Source organism: Neptunicoccus cionae, from assembly GCF_002860325.1.
Lineage (GTDB): Bacteria > Pseudomonadota > Alphaproteobacteria > Rhodobacterales > Rhodobacteraceae > Amylibacter > Amylibacter lutimaris.
Window position 1 is genome coordinate 245,791 of sequence record NZ_PKOJ01000001.1, and the last position, 19,607, is coordinate 265,397.

Consider the following 19,607-nt stretch of genomic DNA (forward strand, 5'->3'; position numbering starts at 1 on the left):
CAGCCCTTTCGAGTGTTATGCCCCGACAGGGCTCGCACTTGAAATAGACGGGGCAGGGCGTTCGTCAAACTGCGTCTACATAGGTGCGCATTTCAAAATCGCTCACCACGGCTGCGAATTTTGCCATCTCCTGCCGTTTGGCCAGCACGAAAGAGGTAATCAGCAGCGGATCGAAGATCTCGGCGATCAGGGGGCTTTCCGCGAATGCGTCCACCGCGCTGTCCCAGACTTTGGGCAATTGCGGCAGGTCCGGATCATAGCCGTCACCCACGGTCGGGGCAGGGGGCATCTTTGCACGGTCCATTCCCCGCAGGGCCGCCCCGAGTATCGTCGCAAGCACGAGGTAAGGGTTGGCATCCGCCCCGGACACGCGATGTTCGATCCGGCGTGCTTCATCAGGTCCGCCGGGAATACGCACGGCAACCGTGCGGTTTTCATAGCCCCAGGCCACAGCGCTCGGCGCGTGGCTCATCGGGGCAAAGCGACGGTACGAATTCATATGGGGCGCAAAGATCGCCATGGAATCCGGCATAGCGTCTAACAATCCGGCCACAGCATGAAGCAGGGCATCCGAACCCTCCTCGGTGCCGTTTGCGAAGATATTATTCCCCTCGGCATCCAAAACCGAAAAATGCACATGCAGGCCGCTGCCGGACCTGTCCCCGAAGGGTTTGGCCATAAAAGTAGCCGACCGTTCGTGTTTGCGGGCCACGGCGCGCACGATCCGTTTAAACATCAAGGCATCGTCTGCTGCCCGCAGCGGGTCTGCGACATGGTTGAGGTTGATCTCGAACTGGCCTGTCCCGTTCTCTGAAATTGCCGCATCTGCGGGAACGCCCTGTTCTTCGCACTGGCGGTAAACCTCGTTCAGGAAGGGTTCGAAATGATCCAGTTCGTCCAGTGAAACCGTGGCATAGGTTTCCGAAACGCGGTCCGACATCTGGCTGGTAGCAAAATCCGAACCGGGATCGGTGACGTAAAACTCCAGCTCTGTTGCGACAACCGCGGTCAATCCACGATCGGCGTATTCCTTTACAATGCCGGCCAGCGCCTGACGGGGATCGGCCGGAAACGGGGTGCCGTCCTCATTGGCGAACATCAACTGAACAAAGGCTGCCGGTTCTTCACCAAGGCTCGACAGGGTAACGCCCCGTTCTGTCGGCAGGCATAATCCGTCTCCGTCGCCGGATTCAAACACCAGTGCATTTTCTTCGACGTCGTGACCCCAGACATCCACCACGGCCAGCGAAAGAGGCATTCGCAAACTTCCGTCCAGTACCTTCTCAAGGCTGGAAATCGGCATCCGCTTCCCTCTGAGCTGTCCGTTCAGATCATAGGTTCCTGCCTGCACAGAGGTTACATCGGGGTTTTGCTCAATCCAGTCGGAGGCTGTCTTTGCCGCAGTCATAATGTCACGATTATTCCTATTACTTGTGAAATGGGTGATCCATGCACCGTGAAGCGTCAACTGAAATCTTTCCGAGCCCCGTTTTCGGGAGCGAAGAGCAGGCGTGTTTGATGCGAACGGGGGAGGGGAATCGGCCACTTGATGGTGGGACATGCACTTGCCCGATATTCTGCCGCTTGTTTGTGCAGAATTTGAAAAACCCAAAAAAAATGTTCAATAACAGCTTCTTACGCCATTGTTTTAGAAGATGCCCGGACTGTTTCATTGTGTCCAATGCCCTAACAATACCTGAATTTGACGGGTGAATGTCCCTTTGTTTCCCAATTCGTGACGCATTTGCAGATCATAACAGCCAGCATTGAGCATGAATAATAACGAGGTAATGAGTAATGGACCGTTTGACAGAAATGGAAGCCTTTGCCAGTGTTGTTGATCTGGGCGGTTTCACCGATGCAGCCCGAAAGATGGGTTTGTCGAAATCCGCGATTTCGAAACATGTTTCCTCTTTGGAAGCACGGCTCGGTGCGCGTCTGCTCAACCGCACGACCCGTCGCGTAAGCCCGACGGAGATCGGCCTCGCTTATTATGACAAAGCCCGTCAGGTGCTGGATGATGCAGGCGAAGCGGATGCGATGGTGACATCCATGCAATCCACGCCGCGCGGTTCCCTGCGCCTGTCTGCTACAACCGATTTCGGTGTGAACCACATTTCGAAGGCTCTGGGTGCCTTTCTCAACCGCTATCCTGAAATCAACGTTAATATGGTTCTTTCGAACCGTAATGTCGATTTGCTGTCGGAAGGCTTCGACCTTGCGATCCGTATCGGAGAGATGCAGGACAGCTCCTTGCGGGCGCGCAAGCTGGCAGAAACCAATATGCGGGTGATCGGGTCTCCGAAGTATTTCCATGACAATGGAATCCCCAAGCGAATTGACGATCTGGCCCAGCACAAGCTGCTGCATTTTTCCAACCAGTCCTCGGGCAATTCCTGGAAGATTACTTCGGCTACCGGGGAAAAACGTTTGATCCGCGCAGGCGGCAGCCTGACGGTGAATGACGGGCAATCCCTGCTGCAAGCGGCAGAAGCAGGTCTTGGCATCGCCTATCTACCCAGCTTTCTTTACCATGACGCAGTGGAAGACGGACGTCTGAAAGCGGTTTTGCCGGATCTGCCGGTAGAGCAACTTGGCATCCACGTTGTCTATCCGCCAGGGCTGTATACCCAACCGAAACTGCGTGCTTTCATCGATTTTCTGGTGGAACATTTCAAAGGCAAGGGCCCCGAAAGCTGGTAAGCGTTTCGGTCGCCCGACAACACGCCTCGATTATCTTGAAAAGACCGCCTCGACACGGCGGTTTTTCTGGCGTCCGGCCTCTGTTGCATTGTCTGCGCGCGGGGAAAGAAATCCGACTCCGTGCGCCGACAGACGGCTGGCATCAATACCGTGATCGCGGATCAGGGCACGGCGCACACTGTCGGCCCGTTTGGTCGAGATCGCAATATTAGCCTCGACAGACCCTGACATATCGGAGTGGCCGACCAGCAGGACTTTTACTTCAGGGTCTTGTTTCAGCAATTCTGCCAGCTTGCTGAGCGAGCCGGTCGGATCGTTTCCCAGCTCCGCGCTGCCAGTCTGAAATTCCAGTCCCTCCAGCACCAGTGAGACCGGTCCGATTTGTCCGGCAATCTCTGGCTGTTCAACCAGCGTTTCCGATGGCTTCAGGGCCGGTTCGTTGCCTTCCACAGTTCCGGCAGCTGGGCTGTATTCCGTCATCTGCACATAGACCGCTACCGGAGACCGGCTAAGCAGAAAGGTCACGTAAGCCGGATTTTCCGAAACCGTCTGTTTGGCGCTGATGAAACGGTAGTTGCGCAGGTTCACCCGCATCATGGGTTCATCCACAACATCGATCCCGAAGCGGAAGTCAAAACCGCCGCATTCCTTGGCCACACAAAACATCAGCGGTTCGTAGCCGGCTGATGCAAGCTGTCCGAGAATTCCGGTTTGCACCTGTGCGACTGTGCTTTCACCGCCCATGACCCAAACCGTGCGCTGGATATTTTTCGGGGCTTCGACCTTGGGAATTTTGCCGTCTTTATAGGGTCCGATCGGCACAAGGGCAGGCAGGGTGTTTTCCACCTGCGAATAGGTTGCCTTCGCCCCGAGCGGAAGTTGCAACACGAATTCCGCAGCAGTTGCGGTCAGCGGCAGACCACACAACAAGGTGTAAAACAATGAGGATCGGAGCAGGCGGGCAGCTTTCATCGGAAGGCGCTGTGATACTCCGCATTTGGCTCCATTGCCACAGCCGAGGAAAAGCGGTTGGACATATTGTAGAAAGCCGCAACGGCTGCAACATCCCAGATATCCGCGTCAGACAGCCCCGCATCCCGCAGGAGCTGGCGGTCCGGTTCTTCGATCTTGGCGCTGGCTTCTGTCATCTTCACCGCAAAGTCGAGCATGGCCCGTTCCCGCGCAGACAGATCGGCCACGCGGTAGTTCATCACCAGTGCCTCGCCCAGTTCCGGTTTGCCGCTCAACTGGCGCACGGCGGCACCGTGGGACACAAGACAGTAGAAACATTTATTGTGGGAACTGACCACAACGGCGATCATCTCCCGTTCCAGCTTGCTCAGTCCGCTGTTTCCCAGCATCAGATCGTTATACATGCCGGTGAAGGCGTTCAGCTTGTCCACGTTATGGGCGTAAGATTGCAGAACATTTGGCACAAACCCCAGTTTCTCTACACAGATATCGAAATACCGTTGGGTTTCCGGTGGCAGCGGGTCCATCTGCGGCAGGTTCAGGGCGGTCACAAGGGGTTTGGTCAAAATCAGATGCTCCGGTTAGGGTGTCTTGATACGATAGTGATACTGGGTGGCGGTTTCCATGCCCATTTTTCGATACAGCGATTGCGCGCCGGTGTTCGCTTGTGTTGCCAGAACGGCAAAGACCGTTGCGCCGTTCTCTGCCCCCCAACCGGCCGCCGCACGCATCATACTTTCGGCCATGCCATTGCGTCTGACAGGGGCCAGAACCTCGACCGCATGGGCCATTGCAACCCCGTTGTGACAGCCGACAAAAGCCGCCGCTGCGGCGCGGGCATTCAGACGTCCCAGAACATAGGATTTGGGGCATGTCGCCCGCTTCATCACGTTGATCCGCTCTGCTCCGATTCCGCCTTCTGCCCAAATTTCAGTAAGGATTGCCAGCGGTAATCCGGTAAAGATTGCCTGTTTCTTCGGGTCATACCCTTGGGCAATCTCGCGGGCATCCCCGACCAGCAGGTCCACCGGATCCTTGATGATATAGCCCCGTGCAGCAAGTTCCTGATCCAGAGCGGACTGGTCGCCGCGGATCATGAACAGCTTGTCCTGCCCCAAAGCCTCCATCGCGGCTTCGGCCTGTGCGATATCACCTTCGCCAGAGGCCGCGGAGACGCGCTGGCCTCCGCCGCGTCCCTCGCGCAGGATCCAGCCGTCCAGTTCCTGCGTTTTGTGGGCGGGCCAGCTTGCATCGACTGCTTCAAAAAGCTGTTGTTCCGAGGGTATCTGCATCATTCAATCCCGAAAGCCTGCCGCACCTGCGCCGCGGCGTCCCCGACACGGTTCGCATCCGTGCCGCGCATCACCACGTTACTGCCCAAGCCTTGCGGCGTGTTGAAAGGATAGGATCCGATCGACAGATCTTCAAAAGCCTTTGCTATTTCAGCCAGCGGTCCGGCAACATCCCCTTCAGGGCGGTCTACCCGCACTGTTTCCGATACCAGCGGTTCACCGGAAGCCAGTTCCGGAAGCAGGGCGTCCAGCATTGCTTCGAAAATCTTTGGCACGCCGGCCATGACATGCACGTTCTCCACCGAAAAACCGGGGGCCTTGGATACAGGATTGTCAATCAGTCGTGCCCCGTCCGGTATCCGTGCCATTCGCATCCGTGCTTCGTTGATGGCGGCGCGTCCTTCAGGATAGTTCGTGGCCAGCACCTCCATCGCGTCCTCGCGCACGTCAATGCCGATCCCGAAAGCGGCAGCCACATTATCCGCCGTGATGTCATCATGGGTTGGCCCGATACCGCCGCTGGTAAACACATGCTGGTACTTTTCGCGTAACGCATTCACCGCGCTCTGGATTTCACCGGCATCATCAGAGATCACCCGCACTTCTTTCAGATCGATCCCCACCTCTGTCAGCCGTCCTGCAAGGTGATACATATTCGCATCGCGGGTACGCCCCGAGAGGATTTCATCACCAATCACCAAAAGTGCCGCTGTGGGGTTCGCCATATCGCTTGTCCTTATGTTTGCCCCGTTTTAGGCTCGGGCGATGAAGTTTTCCAGCCCGCTTATCCGCGCCACCCTGATCCGCCGTTACAAACGCTTTCTTGCCGATTGCCGCCTTGAAGACGGGCGGGAAGTCGTCGCCCATTGCGCCAACACAGGGGCCATGACCGGATTGAAGCAGGAAGGGCAGGGCATCTGGTTGGAACCCAATGACGATCCGAAACGCAAGCTGAACTACAGCTGGAAGTTCGTTGAACTCGGGGACGGGCATTTTGCCGGAATTGATACCGGACTGGCCAACCGTCTGGTGCGCGAGGCGCTGGATGCGGGGCGGATCAAAGAACTTACCGGATATGATAACATCCGTGCAGAGGCGAAATACGGTCAGAACTCCCGCATTGATTTTCTCCTTACGGCAGATGGCCGTCCTGATGCCTATGTCGAGGTCAAGAGCGTGACCTTGAAAGGAGAGCCGGATTGGGCGGAATTTCCCGATACTGTCACGGTACGCGGCACCAAACATCTGGGCGAATTGACAGAGATGGCGGCACAGGGGCACCGCGCCGTGATGCTCTATCTGGTGCAACGCACCGATTGCGCGCGGTTCCGACTGGCCGAGGCGCTTGATCCGGCCTATGCCGCCGCCTACAAACAGGCGCGGGCTGCGGGGGTGGAGGCGATATGCTACACTTGCGATATGTCACCAACGGGCATAAGTCTTGGCACCGCACTGCCTGTAGAACAATTTTGAACGGGATGACTGGCAAAAAGGCCTGGATTGCCCTAATACGCCAGCCATTCACAGATCGGAGGTCCCCGTGGAAGGACGCCAAGCCCCAAGGCTCAACAAAGACGGTATCACCATTCACTCTGCGGAAGAGTTCGAAGGCATGCGCCGCGCCGGCCGACTGGCCGCTGAAATTCTGGACATGATCGCGCCCCATGTGGTGCCGGGCGTGAAGCTCGAGGAGCTGGACCAGATCTGCCACGATTTCATGATCGCCAATAACTCCATCCCTGCAACGCTCGATTATAAAGGCTATCCGAAATCCTCCTGTATTTCGGTGAACCATGTTGTGTGCCATGGCATTCCCGGGACGAAGATCCCGATGTGGAAGAATGACAAACACAAGCGGACCGATGACACGCTGTTTGACGGCGACATCCTGAATATTGACGTGACTTGTATTCTGGACGGCTGGTTCGGGGACAACTCCCGCATGTATGTGGCAGGCAAGCCGAAACCCTATGCCGAACGGTTGATCCAAGTTACCCATGATGCGCTGATGATCGGGATCGAACAGGTTAAACCGGGCAATACATTTGGTGATATTGGCGCCGCCATCCAGCGTTATGTCGAAGCTCAGGGCTGTTCCGTGGTGCGGGATTTCTGCGGTCACGGTCTGGGGCGTGTGTTCCATTCACCGCCAAATGTGCTGCACTACGGGCGTTGGGGCACCGGACCTGTGCTGGAAGAAGGCATGTTCTTTACGATCGAACCGATGGTTAATCTGGGTCGCCCCGAAACCAAGGTTCTGGCGGATGACTGGACAGCGATAACGCGGGACAAGAAACTCTCGGCCCAGTTTGAACACTCCCTCGGGGTGACAGCGGATGGATTTGAAATCTTCACGGAATCTCCTGCCGGATTGTTCCACCCGACCCAGCCTTAAACGGCCACGGGTTCACCACTGATTAACCAATGGTGTGCAAACTCGGCCTATGACCGAGTCAAAACGCGCTTTTGAGGAACAGCCGCAATTGGGGTTTGCCGTGGTGGAAACCACGGCCCCCTTTGATCGCGCAACGCCGGAATTCAGCAAGGACCATCGCAAACGCTTGCGGGACAGGTTCATGCGGGCAGGGGCGGCAGGGCTGAACGAATATGAACTTCTGGAACTGATCCTGTTTCGCGCCATACCGCGGCGCGATGTAAAACCTCTGGCAAAACGACTGATGGCGCGGTTTGGGGATATAAACCGCGTGATCTCGGCCCGCCCAGCACTTCTGCTGGATGTGGACGGTGTGGGGAAAGCGGTGGTTCAGGAACTCAAAATAGTTGAGGCTGCGGCCCACTCGCTGGCGCAGGCAAAGGTTTTGAACACTGATGTGCTGTCCAGCTGGTCCGCGCTTATGACCTATTGTAAAACCGCTATGGCGCACCGTGAAACCGAACAGTTTCGCATTCTGTTTCTGGACCGCAAAAACGTGCTGATCGCGGATGAGGAACAACAGAAAGGCACCGTGGATCACGTCCCCGTCTACCCGCGTGAGGTGGCCAAGCGCGCGTTGGAACTGAACGCCAGCGCATTGATCCTTGTCCACAATCACCCGTCTGGCAATCCCGAACCCTCGCAGGCGGATATCGACATGACACTGCTGGTCGAACAGGCGGTTAACGCCATTGGCGTCACAATCCATGACCATGTCATCATCGGTGCGGAAACCGACAGCAGCTTCCGCGCGCTCGGCCTGCTCTGACCCTGTTTTCTTCTGGCGGAAAATATCCCGGGGGGTGCGGGGGCAGCGCCCCCGATCTGCAGGCAGCGGCCAGACCGCCGCGTATCGGTTAAATTACTCTGCGCGGTCTTTGACCCAGACTTCGACCCGACGGTTGATCTCTGCATCTGCTGCGGTGTCCTCACACACCAGTGGCGACGCCTCTCCATAGCCGAGCACACGGAACTCCACATCTTCGAGCGATCCGTCAGGGGCGGCCTGAATCAGCGCATCACGCACCGCTTCGGCCCGCTGCTGGGACAGTGTTTTGTTCTGGCGCGCACGACCTTCCCCGTCCGAGAAACCCATAAGGTAGACGATCTTGTCCGCGTAATTGCCAAGGATCAGACCAGCGGCCAGATGCTCTGCGTTCTCGCGGGATTGTACATCCAGACGGGTTGAGCCGGTTTCAAACCGGAAGGTGGCGGAAAGGCGTTTTGCACCGGACATGATACCGGTCATCTCCCGCACATCGGACAGGGGAACTTCCTTGCCGATAATCATCAGGGAATTGGCCAGCCGTTGTCCCTGTTCGTCAAGGTCAAGCGTGGCGATGCCCATATCGGCGAAGCCCAGATCTGTCATGACAGCCTGTGCCTGCGGGCTGCGCAGAAAGTCCAGAAACTCCCGCGCGAACAAGGGCATGCGTTTTGCGGGACGGGTCACTGACAGTTCGTATGTCATCGGGTAAGCGCCTGATTGCAGCGTAAAGACTTTGGCAGCGTTATACATGCCACAAGACCCGCGCAGCCCCATCGGGCGGGCAGTGCGCAGTAAGGAAAACGGCAGGACCGCAATGCCGAACGGATCGTTCGCCACCACATCTGCCATGTCCTTCAGCCGTGCGTGTTCTACGACGGTGACACCTTCCAGCGGGGTCAGACCCAAGGTGGCAAGACGGTCCAGAAAGGGATCAGTGCCTGTGGCAACATGGAGCGTCAGGGCGCTATCGCTGCCGCCAAGGTCTTTCCAGTTGGTAATTTCACCTGCCAACACGCGGCGCATCTGTTCCATCGTGATCCCGTCAACAGGATTAACATCCGATGTGGCGATCACTACCGCATCAAGCCCGATGACCTGTGTTCGGGCCGGATCAGGGGATTGCAGGCTTGAAAACACCAGCGTGTCACTCCCGTCACGCATCGCGCTGTAAGGATCACCGCCATCTTGCGGCGCCAGTTCAATCGTTGCCAGCGGGCCGGCAGCCTCTGAGGAAATCTCGACGGTCTGTGCCCCTTGTGCACCGGTGATGATCTCGACTTCCGCACCCTGATAGATCGCAAAGGCTTCGATCAGGGGCAGGGCAACAGCACTGTCGCCGGCAATGTTGAAGCGGGCAGCGGTTTCCTGAGGTGTCGGGCAACCGTCACCTTCACAATCTACGGTACGGGCATCGACAGTCAGAGGGCCGAATTCGGTTTCGACCCTGTAAAACTCTCCGTCATATTGTAACAGGGTGCCTTCAACCTTCAGATCACCGGTTTTTGCGGAAAGCGTGACCTCTTGTGCGGCCAGACCGGCCGGAGTGCCCAAAAGAAGGGCCGCCAGACCCAACCGGCACAATAGTGAACGGAACATGAAAACCCTCGCTGGCTACTTGCGGGCTACTTTCATGTCTTTCAGCGCGTTTTTCAACAGGAGACTGGTTTGTTTGGCACCACATTCGGGCAAACGCAGGGATAATTTATTGGCTCCGGCCTTGGCATTCGGCTGGTGGCGGGCCGTTTGAATTTTCATCATGGCTCCGCAAGCGGTTTCTCCGCGCAGGGTTTCCACTGCGAAGGACACGATTTGCTGGCCTGCCGTCATGCGCAGCGGAAGGGTGTAAACCTGTGCCAGTTGCGGTTCGGACAGGGCTGTATCGCCCAGTTGTGCCAGATATCCGCCGCCTTCCATGCGCGACATCGCAAAATCGCTCGGGTTCAGGCGCCAGATGTGACCGGCTTCGCCCATGCCTGCACCGTTTTGAAAGGCGTGCAGGAAGGTGTCGTTTGCGCCCTTCCAGGATATACCAACCCGTTCCAGGCTGGACAGTCCGGCGATATAAGCGCCCACCGAGGACTGTGTTCCATCGGAAAGTTCGACATCAAAGCGGGAGTATTCGGCAAAGACGGGCACTTTCAGCTCCAGCTGGCCTGCGCCATCGAGCTTTTCTTTGAACTGCAAGCCGCCGTGCCGGATGGTGGCGGTGACATTCGGATGACAGGGTGCCTTCAGCTTCAGTTTTACCCGTGCGCCAAAGATCGGGGTGGCCCGCAAGTCCAGTGCACAGCTGACTTTCGGGGACTGTGGGATGCGAATGCTATCCTTGAAGTCCGTCATGGTGACAGACAGTCCGTTTGTCAGGCCGGACACTTGGGGGGCAGGAACGTTGGCGATGGAACGAGTCAGGACGATATCGCTGAAGTCCGCAGGGGTCGCCAGCTGCGGTGCACCGTCCTGAACCGCAATCGTGATGACATCGCTGCGCACAGCCGAAGGCACTCTGCGCGCGGCCGGTTCCACAGCGGCAAAGATCATCTGACCGGTATCGGCTTCGGGTTGTTCGGGTTTCGACGGAAGGACACCCGCGGCCATACGGACCGGCGCATCCGGCACCATTGCAGTTGGGCGGATATCCGTGATTGTGGGAACTTGAGGCGCGGAGAGGTTCGCAGCGACGGTCAGGTTTGGTTGATACCCTTGCGTGCCGTGGTCCCCGAGAAGCAGGCTGGCAGCCGCACCGCCGACGGCCAGAACCACACCGGTAGCCACAGTCAGGAGTTTGTCATTAAGAGCCATGATAACCTCGATAAGCGTTAAACTTACCGAAAATTAGCATTCAATCGTGACGGTATTGGGCGTCCAAAAGGGTAGTTTGCGGGCTATTTTGCCCCATTCGATTCGCCTTTATAGACCGGAATCTGGCGAATCTTTGGCGAAGTGCCGGAAACTAGGCTGTGGCGGGAGTGAATAACACTTTCCCGCCACAAATCGTCTTATTTACAGAGAGCCATGACAATGTTTGAACTTTTTTCCGCTCCCGCAAGGGCAGGGCGAATTGCGTCCGGGCGTGCCCCAGGTCGACTCATCGTTCTCGTCAAAGGCAACTGCCGCTGCAGCCGGTTCCTGTTGCGGTTGTGCGGCAGGCTCTGTTGTCGAGGCCGGTGCAGCCGCCGCCTGCGCTGCTTGGGCTGCCTGTGCCTCGGCCTGCATCTGGGCGATGATTTCGTTGCGTTCCTCTTCGGTCATCATTCGTACATGGCCCAACTGCCCTGTCACATCGGCGCGCAGACTTTCGAGCATGGCTTCAAACAGGGTGAAGGATTCCGTTTTATATTCGTTCAACGGATCGCGCTGGGCATAGCCGCGGAAGCCCACCACAGAGCGCAGATGCTCCAGCGTGATAAGATGTTCGCGCCAGTTCTTGTCGATGGTTTGCAGCAGGATCTGCTTTTCGATGCTCCGGAACTGTTCGGCACCGAACTGTTCAACCTTTTTGGCCATCGCTTCATCGGCGGCTTCGCTGATCCGTTCCCGCAGGTCTGTGTCGTCGATGCCTTCCTCGTTGGCCCATTCAATGATTGGCACATCAATCCCGATGTGTTCGATAACCTTGCCATACAGCCCTTCCACATCCCATTGGTCGGGATAGGATTTGGCCGGAATACATTCATCCACCAGATCGTCGATCACCTGATCGCGCATATCCTTGACGGTTTCGGACAGGTCTTCGGCTTCCATGATTTCAAAGCGCTGGCCGAAAATGGCCTTGCGCTGATCGTTCATCACATCGTCGAATTTCAGAAGCTGTTTGCGGATGTCAAAGTTGCGACCTTCCACTTTGGCCTGAGCTTTTTCCAGCGATTTGTTCACCCACGGGTGGATGATTGCCTCGCCCTCGGACATGCCGAGTGTGGACAGCACCTTGTCCAGACGTTCAGAGCCGAAAATCCGCATCAGATCGTCTTCGAGAGACAGGAAGAAGCTGGATTTGCCCGGATCGCCCTGACGGCCCGAACGACCGCGCAACTGGTTGTCGATGCGGCGGCTTTCGTGACGTTCGGTGGCCAGAACAAACAGGCCGCCTGCTTCCAGTGCCTTTTGCTTGTCGGCGGCAACTTCGGCCTGAATGCGTTCGCGAATGGCAACAGGGTCCGCATCATCACCAGCTTCTTCGATGGCTTGCAGGACGCGCATGTCCACGTTACCGCCCAGCTGGATGTCGGTTCCGCGACCGGCCATGTTGGTCGCAATAGTTACTGCGCCCGGCTTACCAGCATCGGCAACGATCGCGGCTTCCTGTTCGTGGAAGCGGGCGTTCAGAACGTTGTGCGGGATACCTTCGGGACGGGCTGCCAACGCATCAATCGCATCTGCATCAGCGTTGAACTTAACCTTGTTCTCTTCCTTTTTCATCCCTTCGGCCCGCGTGCGCAGGTTGGCCGCGATTTGTTTCAACAGGGCGGTGTCTTTCAGAAGGTTGGAAAGATACTCGGACTTTTCGATCGAGGTCGTGCCGACAAGGGTCGGCTGGCCTTTGACATAGGCTTTGGCGATTTCCTCAACGATGGCGGTGAATTTTTCTTTCGCGGTGCGATAGATCGCATCGTGTTCGTCAATCCGCGCGATGGGTTTGTTGGTAGGGATTTCTACTACACCCAGCCCGTAGATTTCGGCAAATTCTTCGGCTTCGGTCAGGGCTGTCCCTGTCATGCCTGCCAGCTTGTCATAAAGCCGGAAATAGTTCTGGAAGGTTACAGAGGCCAGCGTGACGTTTTCGGGCTGGATGTTCACGCCCTCTTTCGCCTCAATCGCCTGATGCAGACCATCGGACAGGCGGCGGCCTTGCATCATGCGTCCGGTAAATTCGTCAATCAGCATCACATCGCCGTCTTTGACGATGTAATCCTTTTCGCGTTTGAACAACACGTGGGCACGCAGGGCGTTATTCACATGGTGGACAAGTGTTGTACTTTCCGGATCGTAAAGGGATGCACCCTCTTCCATCAGCCCTTGAGCCAGAAACTGCTGTTCGACAAATTCGTTGCCTTCTTCAGTCAAAACAGCGGAGCGGGCTTTTTCGTCGATGGTGTAGTGCTCTTCCTTCAGGGAAGGGATCAACTGGTCCACTTTCACATAAAGATCGGAGCGATCTTCGGAAGGGCCGGAAATAATCAGCGGCGTCCGTGCTTCGTCGATCAGGATGGAGTCGACCTCATCCACAATCGCAAAGAAGTGATCGCGTTGGGCGATCTGGGACAGTTCCGATTTCATATTGTCGCGCAGATAATCAAATCCGAGCTCGTTGTTGGTGGCGTAAGTTACATCCGCGCGGTAGGCAGCGATCTTTTCATCTTCGGGCATGTTCGGAACGACGATTCCGGTGGTCATGCCGAGGAAGGAATAGACCTGATCCATCCATTCCGCATCGCGCCGTGCGAGATAGTCGTTCACTGTGACCACATGTACGCCGCGCCCGGCGAGCGCGTTCAGGTAGACAGGCAATGTTGCCATCAGCGTCTTGCCTTCACCGGTCTTCATTTCTGAAATATTACCCCGGTGCAGGAAAATACCGCCGATCAACTGAACATCGAAAGGACGCAGGCCAAGTGTGCGCTTTGCGGCTTCCCGTGCGTTGGCAAATGCCTCTGGCAAAAGGGAATCCAGCGTTTCGCCGTTTTTATAGCGTTCCTTGAATTCTTCTGTTTTGGCTTTGATGCCTTCATCGCTGAGCGCTACAAAATCCGGTTCCAGACTGTTGATTTTGGCGACCAGTGATTTGACCGATTTGATCTTGCGATCATTGGGCGTCCCAATGATTTTTCTACTAATAGTGCCCAAGCCCAGCATAGCTGCTCCGTATATTTTCTACGCCGCACCAATGGCGGCAAAAAACTGACGTGACTGTGAAGGAACGGGCCAAAGCCTGCCTTGTGGCGGGGGGTTAGTCAGCGTAAAGCTGCTGCAACGCCGGATCGTCCTTGCATTCATGCCAGATTGGCATCTAAGCGGGTCTGTTCGCACTGTCAACGTTGCCCCCAACGTTCGGCACCATAAATACAGGACGTGTCTGCAGGAAAACAGGCCAGAAAACAGGAGCAAGATCATGAAATTCACACGACTAATCGCCGCCTCTTCCGTTACCGTAATGATGGCAACCGTTGCCCCCGCACAGGAAGAGCCAACCGCACAAACTGTTCTGGCGACTGTGAACGGTAAAGACATTACTGTGGGCCATGTCATCGCGCTGACACGGCGTCTGCCAGAGCGTTTTCAGCAACTGGAGGACAAGGATCTGTATCAGGGTGTTCTCGACCAGCTGATCCAGCAAACCGCGCTGGCTTCCGATGTGGATACCACAAAGAAATCCATCCAGATCGCGATTGAAAACGAAACCCGCGCCTTGCTGGCGTCAGAAACGCTGACAAAGATCGAAGACGAGGCGACGACTGATGCACTGGTTCAGGCCGCTTATGACGAAGCCTATGCAGATGCACCCGCTGCAATGGAATACAAAGCCTCCCATATTCTGGTGGAAACAGAAGAAGAAGCTAAAGATCTGGTAAAAGCCTTGAACGACGGCGCAGATTTCGCGGAAACTGCTAAAGAAAACTCCACCGGTCCATCCGGGCCGAATGGTGGTGATCTGGGGTGGATGGCCAAAGGCCGGACTGTTCCAGAATTTGAAAACGCGATGATTGCACTGGAACCGGGTGAGGTTTCCGAACCGGTGAAATCCCAGTTCGGCTGGCACATCATCAAACTGGCCGAAACCCGCGAGGCACCGAAACCGACACTGGAAGAAGTGCGCGAACAATTGGTGGATCAGATGAAAACCCAAGCCGTGGCAGAGCATATGCAAACGATTGAAGACTCTGCAGAGATTAATCGGGTTGAAATCGATCTCGATCCGGCCATTATCCGCAACACCGATTTGTTGGATAAATAATCCCTTGGGGGGCACATGGCCAAAACAAAGGCAAAGCTGAAAAACAAGATCAGCAAGTTAAAGAAAAAGGTCAAAGGTTTGAAGGCCGAGTTGAAAGCGCAGCCAGCGGTTTCGACGGTCTCGCCTCTTGCCCCCTCCGAAGGCTTTCCGGCCCTTCCTGAAATCGGCGGCGTTACATTCGCCGCCGGTGCCGCCGGTGTAAAATACAAGAACCGCACCGATGTGATGCTGGCGCGCGTTGCCGAAGGCAGCGCCGTGGCCGGAGTGTTTACCCGTTCCTCTACCCGTTCCGCGCCGGTGCTGGACTGTCAGGCCAAACTGGTCGAATTGCAAAAAACCGATGTGGTGGGCGATGCGATGGGGGTTGTGGTGAATTCCGGCAACTCCAACGCCTTTACCGGACAGGTCGGCGCAAAATCCGTGGAGTTTGTGTGCTCTGCTGCAGCGGAAACGCTCGGGATTTCAGCTGGCAACGTGCTGACCTCGTCTACTGGCGTCATCGGACAGCCGCTGCCCCATGACCGGATTACGGCTGTTCTGGGAGATCTTGCCAAGGGTCTTGATCCGTCACGTGGTGAAGAAGCCGCGCAGGCCATTATGACAACGGACACCTTCCCCAAAGGGGTAAAGGCATCGGTAGAGATCGACGGCAAGCAGGTGAATATCGCCGGTTTTGCCAAGGGTTCGGGCATGATTGCGCCGGATATGGCCACGATGCTGGTTTATATCTTTACCGATGCAGCAATCACGTCTTCTGCATTTCAGGCGCTGATCTCGGATCACAACAAGACGACCTTCAACGCGATTACTGTGGACAGCGACACGTCCACCTCTGACACACTACTGGCTTTTGCAACCGGAGCTGCGGGCAATGCGCGGATTTCCGATGCGCAGAGTGCTGAAGGACAAAAGCTCGGCGCGGCCCTGCAATCGGTTATGCGCGATCTGGCCCATCTGGTTGTGAAGGACGGTGAAGGCGCGACCAAATTCGTTGAAGTTGCAGTGACCGGTGCGGCTGATGATGCCTCGGCGCAGATCGTAGCACTGGCGATTGCCAATTCACCGCTGGTGAAAACCGCTGTTGCGGGGGAAGACCCGAACTGGGGCCGAGTTGTCATGGCTGTTGGCAAATCCGGAGAACCCGCCGACCGGGACAAGATCGCGATCCGCTTCGGGGATATTCTGGTGGCGGAAAACGGTTGGGTTTCGCCCGATTATACCGAACAGCAGGGTGTTGATTACATGAAGCAGCAAGACCTGCGCATCGCTACCGATCTGGGGATCGGGGACGGCGCGGCAACTGTCTGGACCTGTGATCTGACCCATGGCTACATCACAATTAACGCCGATTACCGTTCATGAAGACACTACTGGTTTCTGCGGTCGCCCTGATCGACAAGGACGGCCGCGTGTTGCTGGCGCAGCGCCCCGAAGGGAAGTCATTGGCAGGGCTTTGGGAATTTCCGGGCGGCAAGGTGGAAGCAGGTGAAACCCCCGAACACGCCCTGATCCGCGAGCTGGAAGAAGAACTGGGCATCAACACATGGACCAGTTGTCTGGCGCCACTTACCTTTGCGAGCCACAGCTATGATGACTTCCACCTTCTGATGCCGCTATACGCCTGTCGCAAATGGGAGGGTATTCCGGCCCCGAAGGAAAATCAGGTGCTGAAATGGGTGCGCCCGAACGAGATGTCGAGTTACCCTATGCCACCAGCGGATATACCGCTGATCGCCATGCTGCGGGATCTGCTATAGCCAGCCGCTTGCTTCGGATTTCACGATTTCTGCGATCATTTCCACGTGGTCAGGACGCTCGTTCAGGCAGGGAATATAGGTAAAGGTTTCGCCGCCCGCTTCCATGAAAGCTTCCTGAATTTCCTCGTTAATCTCTTCGAGCGTTTCCACGCAGTCGGATGAAAAGGCCGGTGCCATCACCGCGATGTTCTTTTTGCCTTCGCGCGCCAGACGGGCCACATCTTCGACGGTATAGGGTTGTAACCATTCCTCGGGCCCGAACTGGGACTGGAAGGTCAGCTGCACTTTGTCCGCCGGCAGACCCAGTTCCTCGCGCAGCAGACGCGTGGTTTTCTGGCAATGACAGTGGTAGGGGTCGCCTTCTTTCAGATAGCGGATCGGCACACCGTGATAGGATGTCACTAGAACATCCGGTTCTGTTTCCATCTTGGCGTAGGCTTCTTTCACCGTTGCAGCCAAAGCTTTGATATAAAGCGGGTTTTCGTAATATGCGGGTACCGTCCGGACCGACGGTTGCCATTTCATTTTCATCAATGCGCGAAAGGCTTCGTCATTGGCGGTGGCTGTCGTCGGCGCGGAATACTGCGGATACAGCGGGAAGAAGACGATCCGGTCGCAGCCTTTTTCCTTCATCCGCTCAATCACCGAACTGGTGGAGGGGTTGCCGTAGCGCATACAGAAATCCACTTCGACCCGATCTCCGTAAAGATCCTTAAGGGTCTTTTCCAACGCTTCGCTTTGGTTGCGGGTGATGGTCAGCAGCGGGCTTTCGTCCTTTTCGGTATTCCAGATGCCGCGATAGGCCTCCCCCGAGGTGAAGGGCCGTTTCGTCAGAATGATAAGCTGCAACAGTGGCTGCCACTTCCACGGCGCATAGTCGATGACGCGGCGGTCTGACAGAAATTCGTTCAGGTAGCGGCGCATGGACCAGTAATCCGTGCCGTCCGGTGTTCCGAGGTTGGAGATTATCACTCCCACCTTGCCAAAGTTTACAGCGGGATGGTCGGCGGCGGCATGGGCTGGCTTTTGTGCGGTCATGGTGTCTCTCTCTGATCCTGATCGGAGGTATCCTAAAGGCGGACGGGATCAAGTCTTTTTATCAGGTGCGGGAAATTCTGTCACACCCAACGCATCCGCCAGCCGTGTTTGCGCCGAACCGGGGCGCAGGGGCTTCTGCTGTGTCTCGGACGGTGCCCATCCTGTCAGGAAGGCCAGTTCGAACGTAGCCATCATGCGCCCGTCTTTCATATGATCCCGCGCGTAAATTTCCGCCATGCGCAAAAACACGTCGCGGCGGGCGAAATGCCGGCTGCGATCGGACAGGGCGTTGGTTTCCCCCATTGCGCGCAGTTCACGCATCAGGTGCCACGGGCTTTCGTATGTGACGCGCACCGGTTCCAGATCCGCAACCGGCAGCCCGTATCCTGCCCGTTGCAGCAAGGCGCCCAGACCACGCAGTTCTGCCATAGGGGCCACATGCGGACGGATGCCGCCGCGCAACTCTGCCTCTGCCTCTGTCAGGCTGTGGCGCAATTCGTGTAGCGTTTCCCCTGCAAACATCACAGCTATCATCAGCCCGTCGGGCCGCAAGGCACGACGCATCTGGATCAGTTGTCCAACAGGATCGCTGGCCCAGTGCAGTGACAGGCAATGGACAATCAGATCGCAGCTTTCCGGCTCCAGATCGAGCGTTTCGGCATCTGGTATGACACGGGCGTCTATTCCTGTCTTCGCTGCCCAGTAAGACCCTTGCCAGCCAATAAACACCGGATCGGTAAAGGTTCTGTTAACGTCTTTCAGTCTTTCTGAAACTTCATCGGCAGCAAAATCGTGCAGGAACAGCGCGTCAGTGTCTTTAACGCGGGCGCGGTGCCGGTCCAGTGCTTGCGGATCGAACAATGTCGGGGTTGGGTCCATCTGGCATATCTCCTGCCGCAGACCTAGCGTCCCAAGGGTGAAAGGAAAAGCCTATCCTGCATATGGCCCGCAAATTGGTGCATCTTGCCTATCCGCCGCGCTGCCTGTCCTGCGGGGTGGAAACCGGCACCGATCATATGTTGTGTCAGACCTGCTGGTCGGAAACCCATTTCTTCGCTGGCAGCGTTTGCAACGGGTGTGGCGTGCCATTGCAAGGGCAGGCGGAAGCGGGGGATCTGTGTGAATCGTGCCATACGCATCCGGTTCTCTGGTCCCAAGGCCGGTCCGTCGGTTTGTACGAAGGACCGCTTCGTCGGATGGTGCTGGCCCTGAAACATGGCGACAGACAGGATATCGCACGACATATGGCCCGCTGGATGGGGAGCGCGGGTGGGGGGATGATCACAGCCGAGACTGTGCTGGTTCCGGTCCCGCTCCACTGGAGCAGGATGATACGGCGGCGATATAATCAATCTGTTCTGCTTGCGCAGGCGCTGGCCCGAACAACGGGAGGGGTGGTCGTGCCGGACGGTTTGCAGCGGAAGCGTGCCACCAAAAGCCAGAAAGATATGCGCCGCGACGAACGTTTCGAAAACCAGCGCAGTGCGATCCGTCCGCATCCCAGACGCAGTGCGCTGCTTCGCGACAGGAAGGTGGTTCTGGTGGATGATGTCATGACAACAGGTGCCACCTTGTCCGCCTGCACAGAGGCCTGCTTTGCCGCCGGTGCCAAGACTGTGAGCGTTCTTGTCTTTGCCCGCGTTGCAAGGCTGGCGTAAAGCCTTATATATTGTGGCAAACAATAGGAATGCCA

Annotated in this window: 18 protein-coding genes and 1 pseudogene; 8 read left to right on the top strand and 11 right to left on the bottom strand. The window is 56.6% G+C overall.

Features of this window, described 5'->3' with window-relative positions; all coding sequences use genetic code 11:
- Window positions 1-64: 64 nt before the first annotated feature.
- Window positions 65-1,408, bottom strand: a complete 1,344-nt coding sequence (locus C0U40_RS01180; RefSeq protein ID WP_101653933.1) for a glutamine synthetase family protein — start codon at window positions 1,406-1,408, stop codon at window positions 65-67.
- A 389-nt stretch (window positions 1,409-1,797) separates the two neighbouring features.
- Between C0U40_RS01180 and C0U40_RS01185 the strand changes: the two genes are divergently transcribed.
- A complete protein-coding gene (locus tag C0U40_RS01185) occupies window positions 1,798-2,703 on the top strand; it encodes a LysR family transcriptional regulator (protein ID WP_101653934.1) in 906 nt (301 codons plus the stop codon).
- 30 nt (window positions 2,704-2,733) lie between these two features.
- Here C0U40_RS01185 and C0U40_RS01190 read toward each other — a convergent pair whose 3' ends face one another.
- From C0U40_RS01190 to C0U40_RS01205, 4 genes are read right to left on the bottom strand one after another with little or no spacing between them, the layout of a single operon-like run.
- Window positions 2,734-3,675, bottom strand: coding sequence for an OmpA family protein (locus tag C0U40_RS01190; RefSeq protein WP_101653935.1), 942 nt, complete (start codon window positions 3,673-3,675; stop codon window positions 2,734-2,736).
- Entirely contained in the window at window positions 3,672-4,241 is a 570-nt protein-coding gene (locus C0U40_RS01195; RefSeq protein WP_101653936.1) for a peroxidase-related enzyme, read from the bottom strand. The genes C0U40_RS01190 and C0U40_RS01195 overlap by 4 nt, the downstream gene beginning before the upstream one ends.
- 15 nt (window positions 4,242-4,256) lie before the next feature.
- Window positions 4,257-4,970, bottom strand: a complete 714-nt coding sequence (locus C0U40_RS01200; protein ID WP_286134728.1) for a GNAT family N-acetyltransferase — start codon at window positions 4,968-4,970, stop codon at window positions 4,257-4,259.
- Complete coding sequence (locus C0U40_RS01205) at window positions 4,967-5,692, bottom strand: competence/damage-inducible protein A (RefSeq protein WP_101653938.1); 726 nt, start codon at window positions 5,690-5,692, stop codon at window positions 4,967-4,969. Before C0U40_RS01205 ends, C0U40_RS01200 begins: the two co-directional genes overlap by 4 nt.
- 40 nt (window positions 5,693-5,732) lie before the next feature.
- On the opposite strand from C0U40_RS01205, the gene sfsA reads away from it, so the two are divergent.
- The 3 genes from sfsA (at window position 5,733) to radC (ending at window position 8,170) form a co-directional block, all read left to right on the top strand.
- Entirely contained in the window at window positions 5,733-6,440 is a 708-nt protein-coding gene (gene sfsA, locus C0U40_RS01210) for a DNA/RNA nuclease SfsA (RefSeq protein ID WP_101653939.1), read from the top strand.
- 67 nt (window positions 6,441-6,507) lie between these two features.
- Window positions 6,508-7,362 carry a type I methionyl aminopeptidase gene (gene map / locus C0U40_RS01215; protein WP_286134729.1) on the top strand — a complete coding sequence of 285 codons (855 nt, stop codon included), beginning with the start codon at window positions 6,508-6,510 and terminating at the stop codon, window positions 7,360-7,362.
- 49 nt (window positions 7,363-7,411) lie between these two features.
- The gene (gene radC, locus C0U40_RS01220; protein WP_101653940.1) at window positions 7,412-8,170 is read left to right on the top strand and encodes a RadC family protein; all 759 of its coding nucleotides are present in this window, start codon (window positions 7,412-7,414) and stop codon (window positions 8,168-8,170) included.
- A 93-nt stretch (window positions 8,171-8,263) separates the two neighbouring features.
- Here radC and C0U40_RS01225 read toward each other — a convergent pair whose 3' ends face one another.
- From C0U40_RS01225 to secA, 4 genes and pseudogenes are all read right to left on the bottom strand, one after another.
- A complete protein-coding gene (locus tag C0U40_RS01225; protein ID WP_101653941.1) occupies window positions 8,264-9,766 on the bottom strand; it encodes a phosphate ABC transporter substrate-binding/OmpA family protein in 1,503 nt (500 codons plus the stop codon).
- 15 nt (window positions 9,767-9,781) lie between these two features.
- Entirely contained in the window at window positions 9,782-10,969 is a 1,188-nt protein-coding gene (locus tag C0U40_RS01230; protein WP_101653942.1) for a hypothetical protein, read from the bottom strand.
- Window positions 10,970-11,170: 201 nt separating this feature from the next.
- Window positions 11,171-11,422 carry an SEC-C metal-binding domain-containing protein gene (locus C0U40_RS20450; protein ID WP_435673784.1) on the bottom strand — a complete coding sequence of 84 codons (252 nt, stop codon included), beginning with the start codon at window positions 11,420-11,422 and terminating at the stop codon, window positions 11,171-11,173.
- Window positions 11,395-14,020 (bottom strand): annotated as a pseudogene (gene secA, locus C0U40_RS01235) (preprotein translocase subunit SecA); the annotation flags it as partial. The pseudogene secA and the gene C0U40_RS20450, both read right to left, overlap by 28 nt.
- 256 nt (window positions 14,021-14,276) lie before the next feature.
- Here secA and C0U40_RS01240 point away from each other — a divergent pair.
- Genes C0U40_RS01240 through C0U40_RS01250 form a run of 3 tightly spaced genes read left to right on the top strand, consistent with a single transcriptional unit; the run spans window position 14,277 to window position 16,876 of the window.
- Window positions 14,277-15,119 carry a peptidylprolyl isomerase gene (locus C0U40_RS01240; RefSeq protein WP_101653944.1) on the top strand — a complete coding sequence of 281 codons (843 nt, stop codon included), beginning with the start codon at window positions 14,277-14,279 and terminating at the stop codon, window positions 15,117-15,119.
- A gap of 15 nt (window positions 15,120-15,134) precedes the next feature.
- The gene (gene argJ, locus C0U40_RS01245; protein WP_101653945.1) at window positions 15,135-16,481 is read left to right on the top strand and encodes a bifunctional glutamate N-acetyltransferase/amino-acid acetyltransferase ArgJ; all 1,347 of its coding nucleotides are present in this window, start codon (window positions 15,135-15,137) and stop codon (window positions 16,479-16,481) included.
- The gene (locus tag C0U40_RS01250; protein ID WP_101653946.1) at window positions 16,478-16,876 is read left to right on the top strand and encodes a (deoxy)nucleoside triphosphate pyrophosphohydrolase; all 399 of its coding nucleotides are present in this window, start codon (window positions 16,478-16,480) and stop codon (window positions 16,874-16,876) included. Before argJ ends, C0U40_RS01250 begins: the two co-directional genes overlap by 4 nt.
- Here the strand turns inward: C0U40_RS01250 and hemH are convergent.
- Complete coding sequence (gene hemH, locus C0U40_RS01255) at window positions 16,871-17,914, bottom strand: ferrochelatase (RefSeq protein WP_101653947.1); 1,044 nt, start codon at window positions 17,912-17,914, stop codon at window positions 16,871-16,873. The genes C0U40_RS01250 and hemH overlap by 6 nt on opposite strands.
- 48 nt (window positions 17,915-17,962) lie before the next feature.
- Window positions 17,963-18,793 (bottom strand): methyltransferase domain-containing protein, encoded by an 831-nt coding sequence (locus C0U40_RS01260; protein ID WP_101653948.1) that lies wholly within the window; start codon window positions 18,791-18,793, stop codon window positions 17,963-17,965.
- A 62-nt stretch (window positions 18,794-18,855) separates the two neighbouring features.
- Here C0U40_RS01260 and C0U40_RS01265 point away from each other — a divergent pair, with 62 nt between their 5' ends.
- Window positions 18,856-19,572: a ComF family protein gene (locus C0U40_RS01265; RefSeq protein ID WP_101653949.1), complete on the top strand. Its 717-nt coding sequence runs from the start codon at window positions 18,856-18,858 to the stop codon at window positions 19,570-19,572.
- Window positions 19,573-19,607 lie beyond the last annotated feature (35 nt).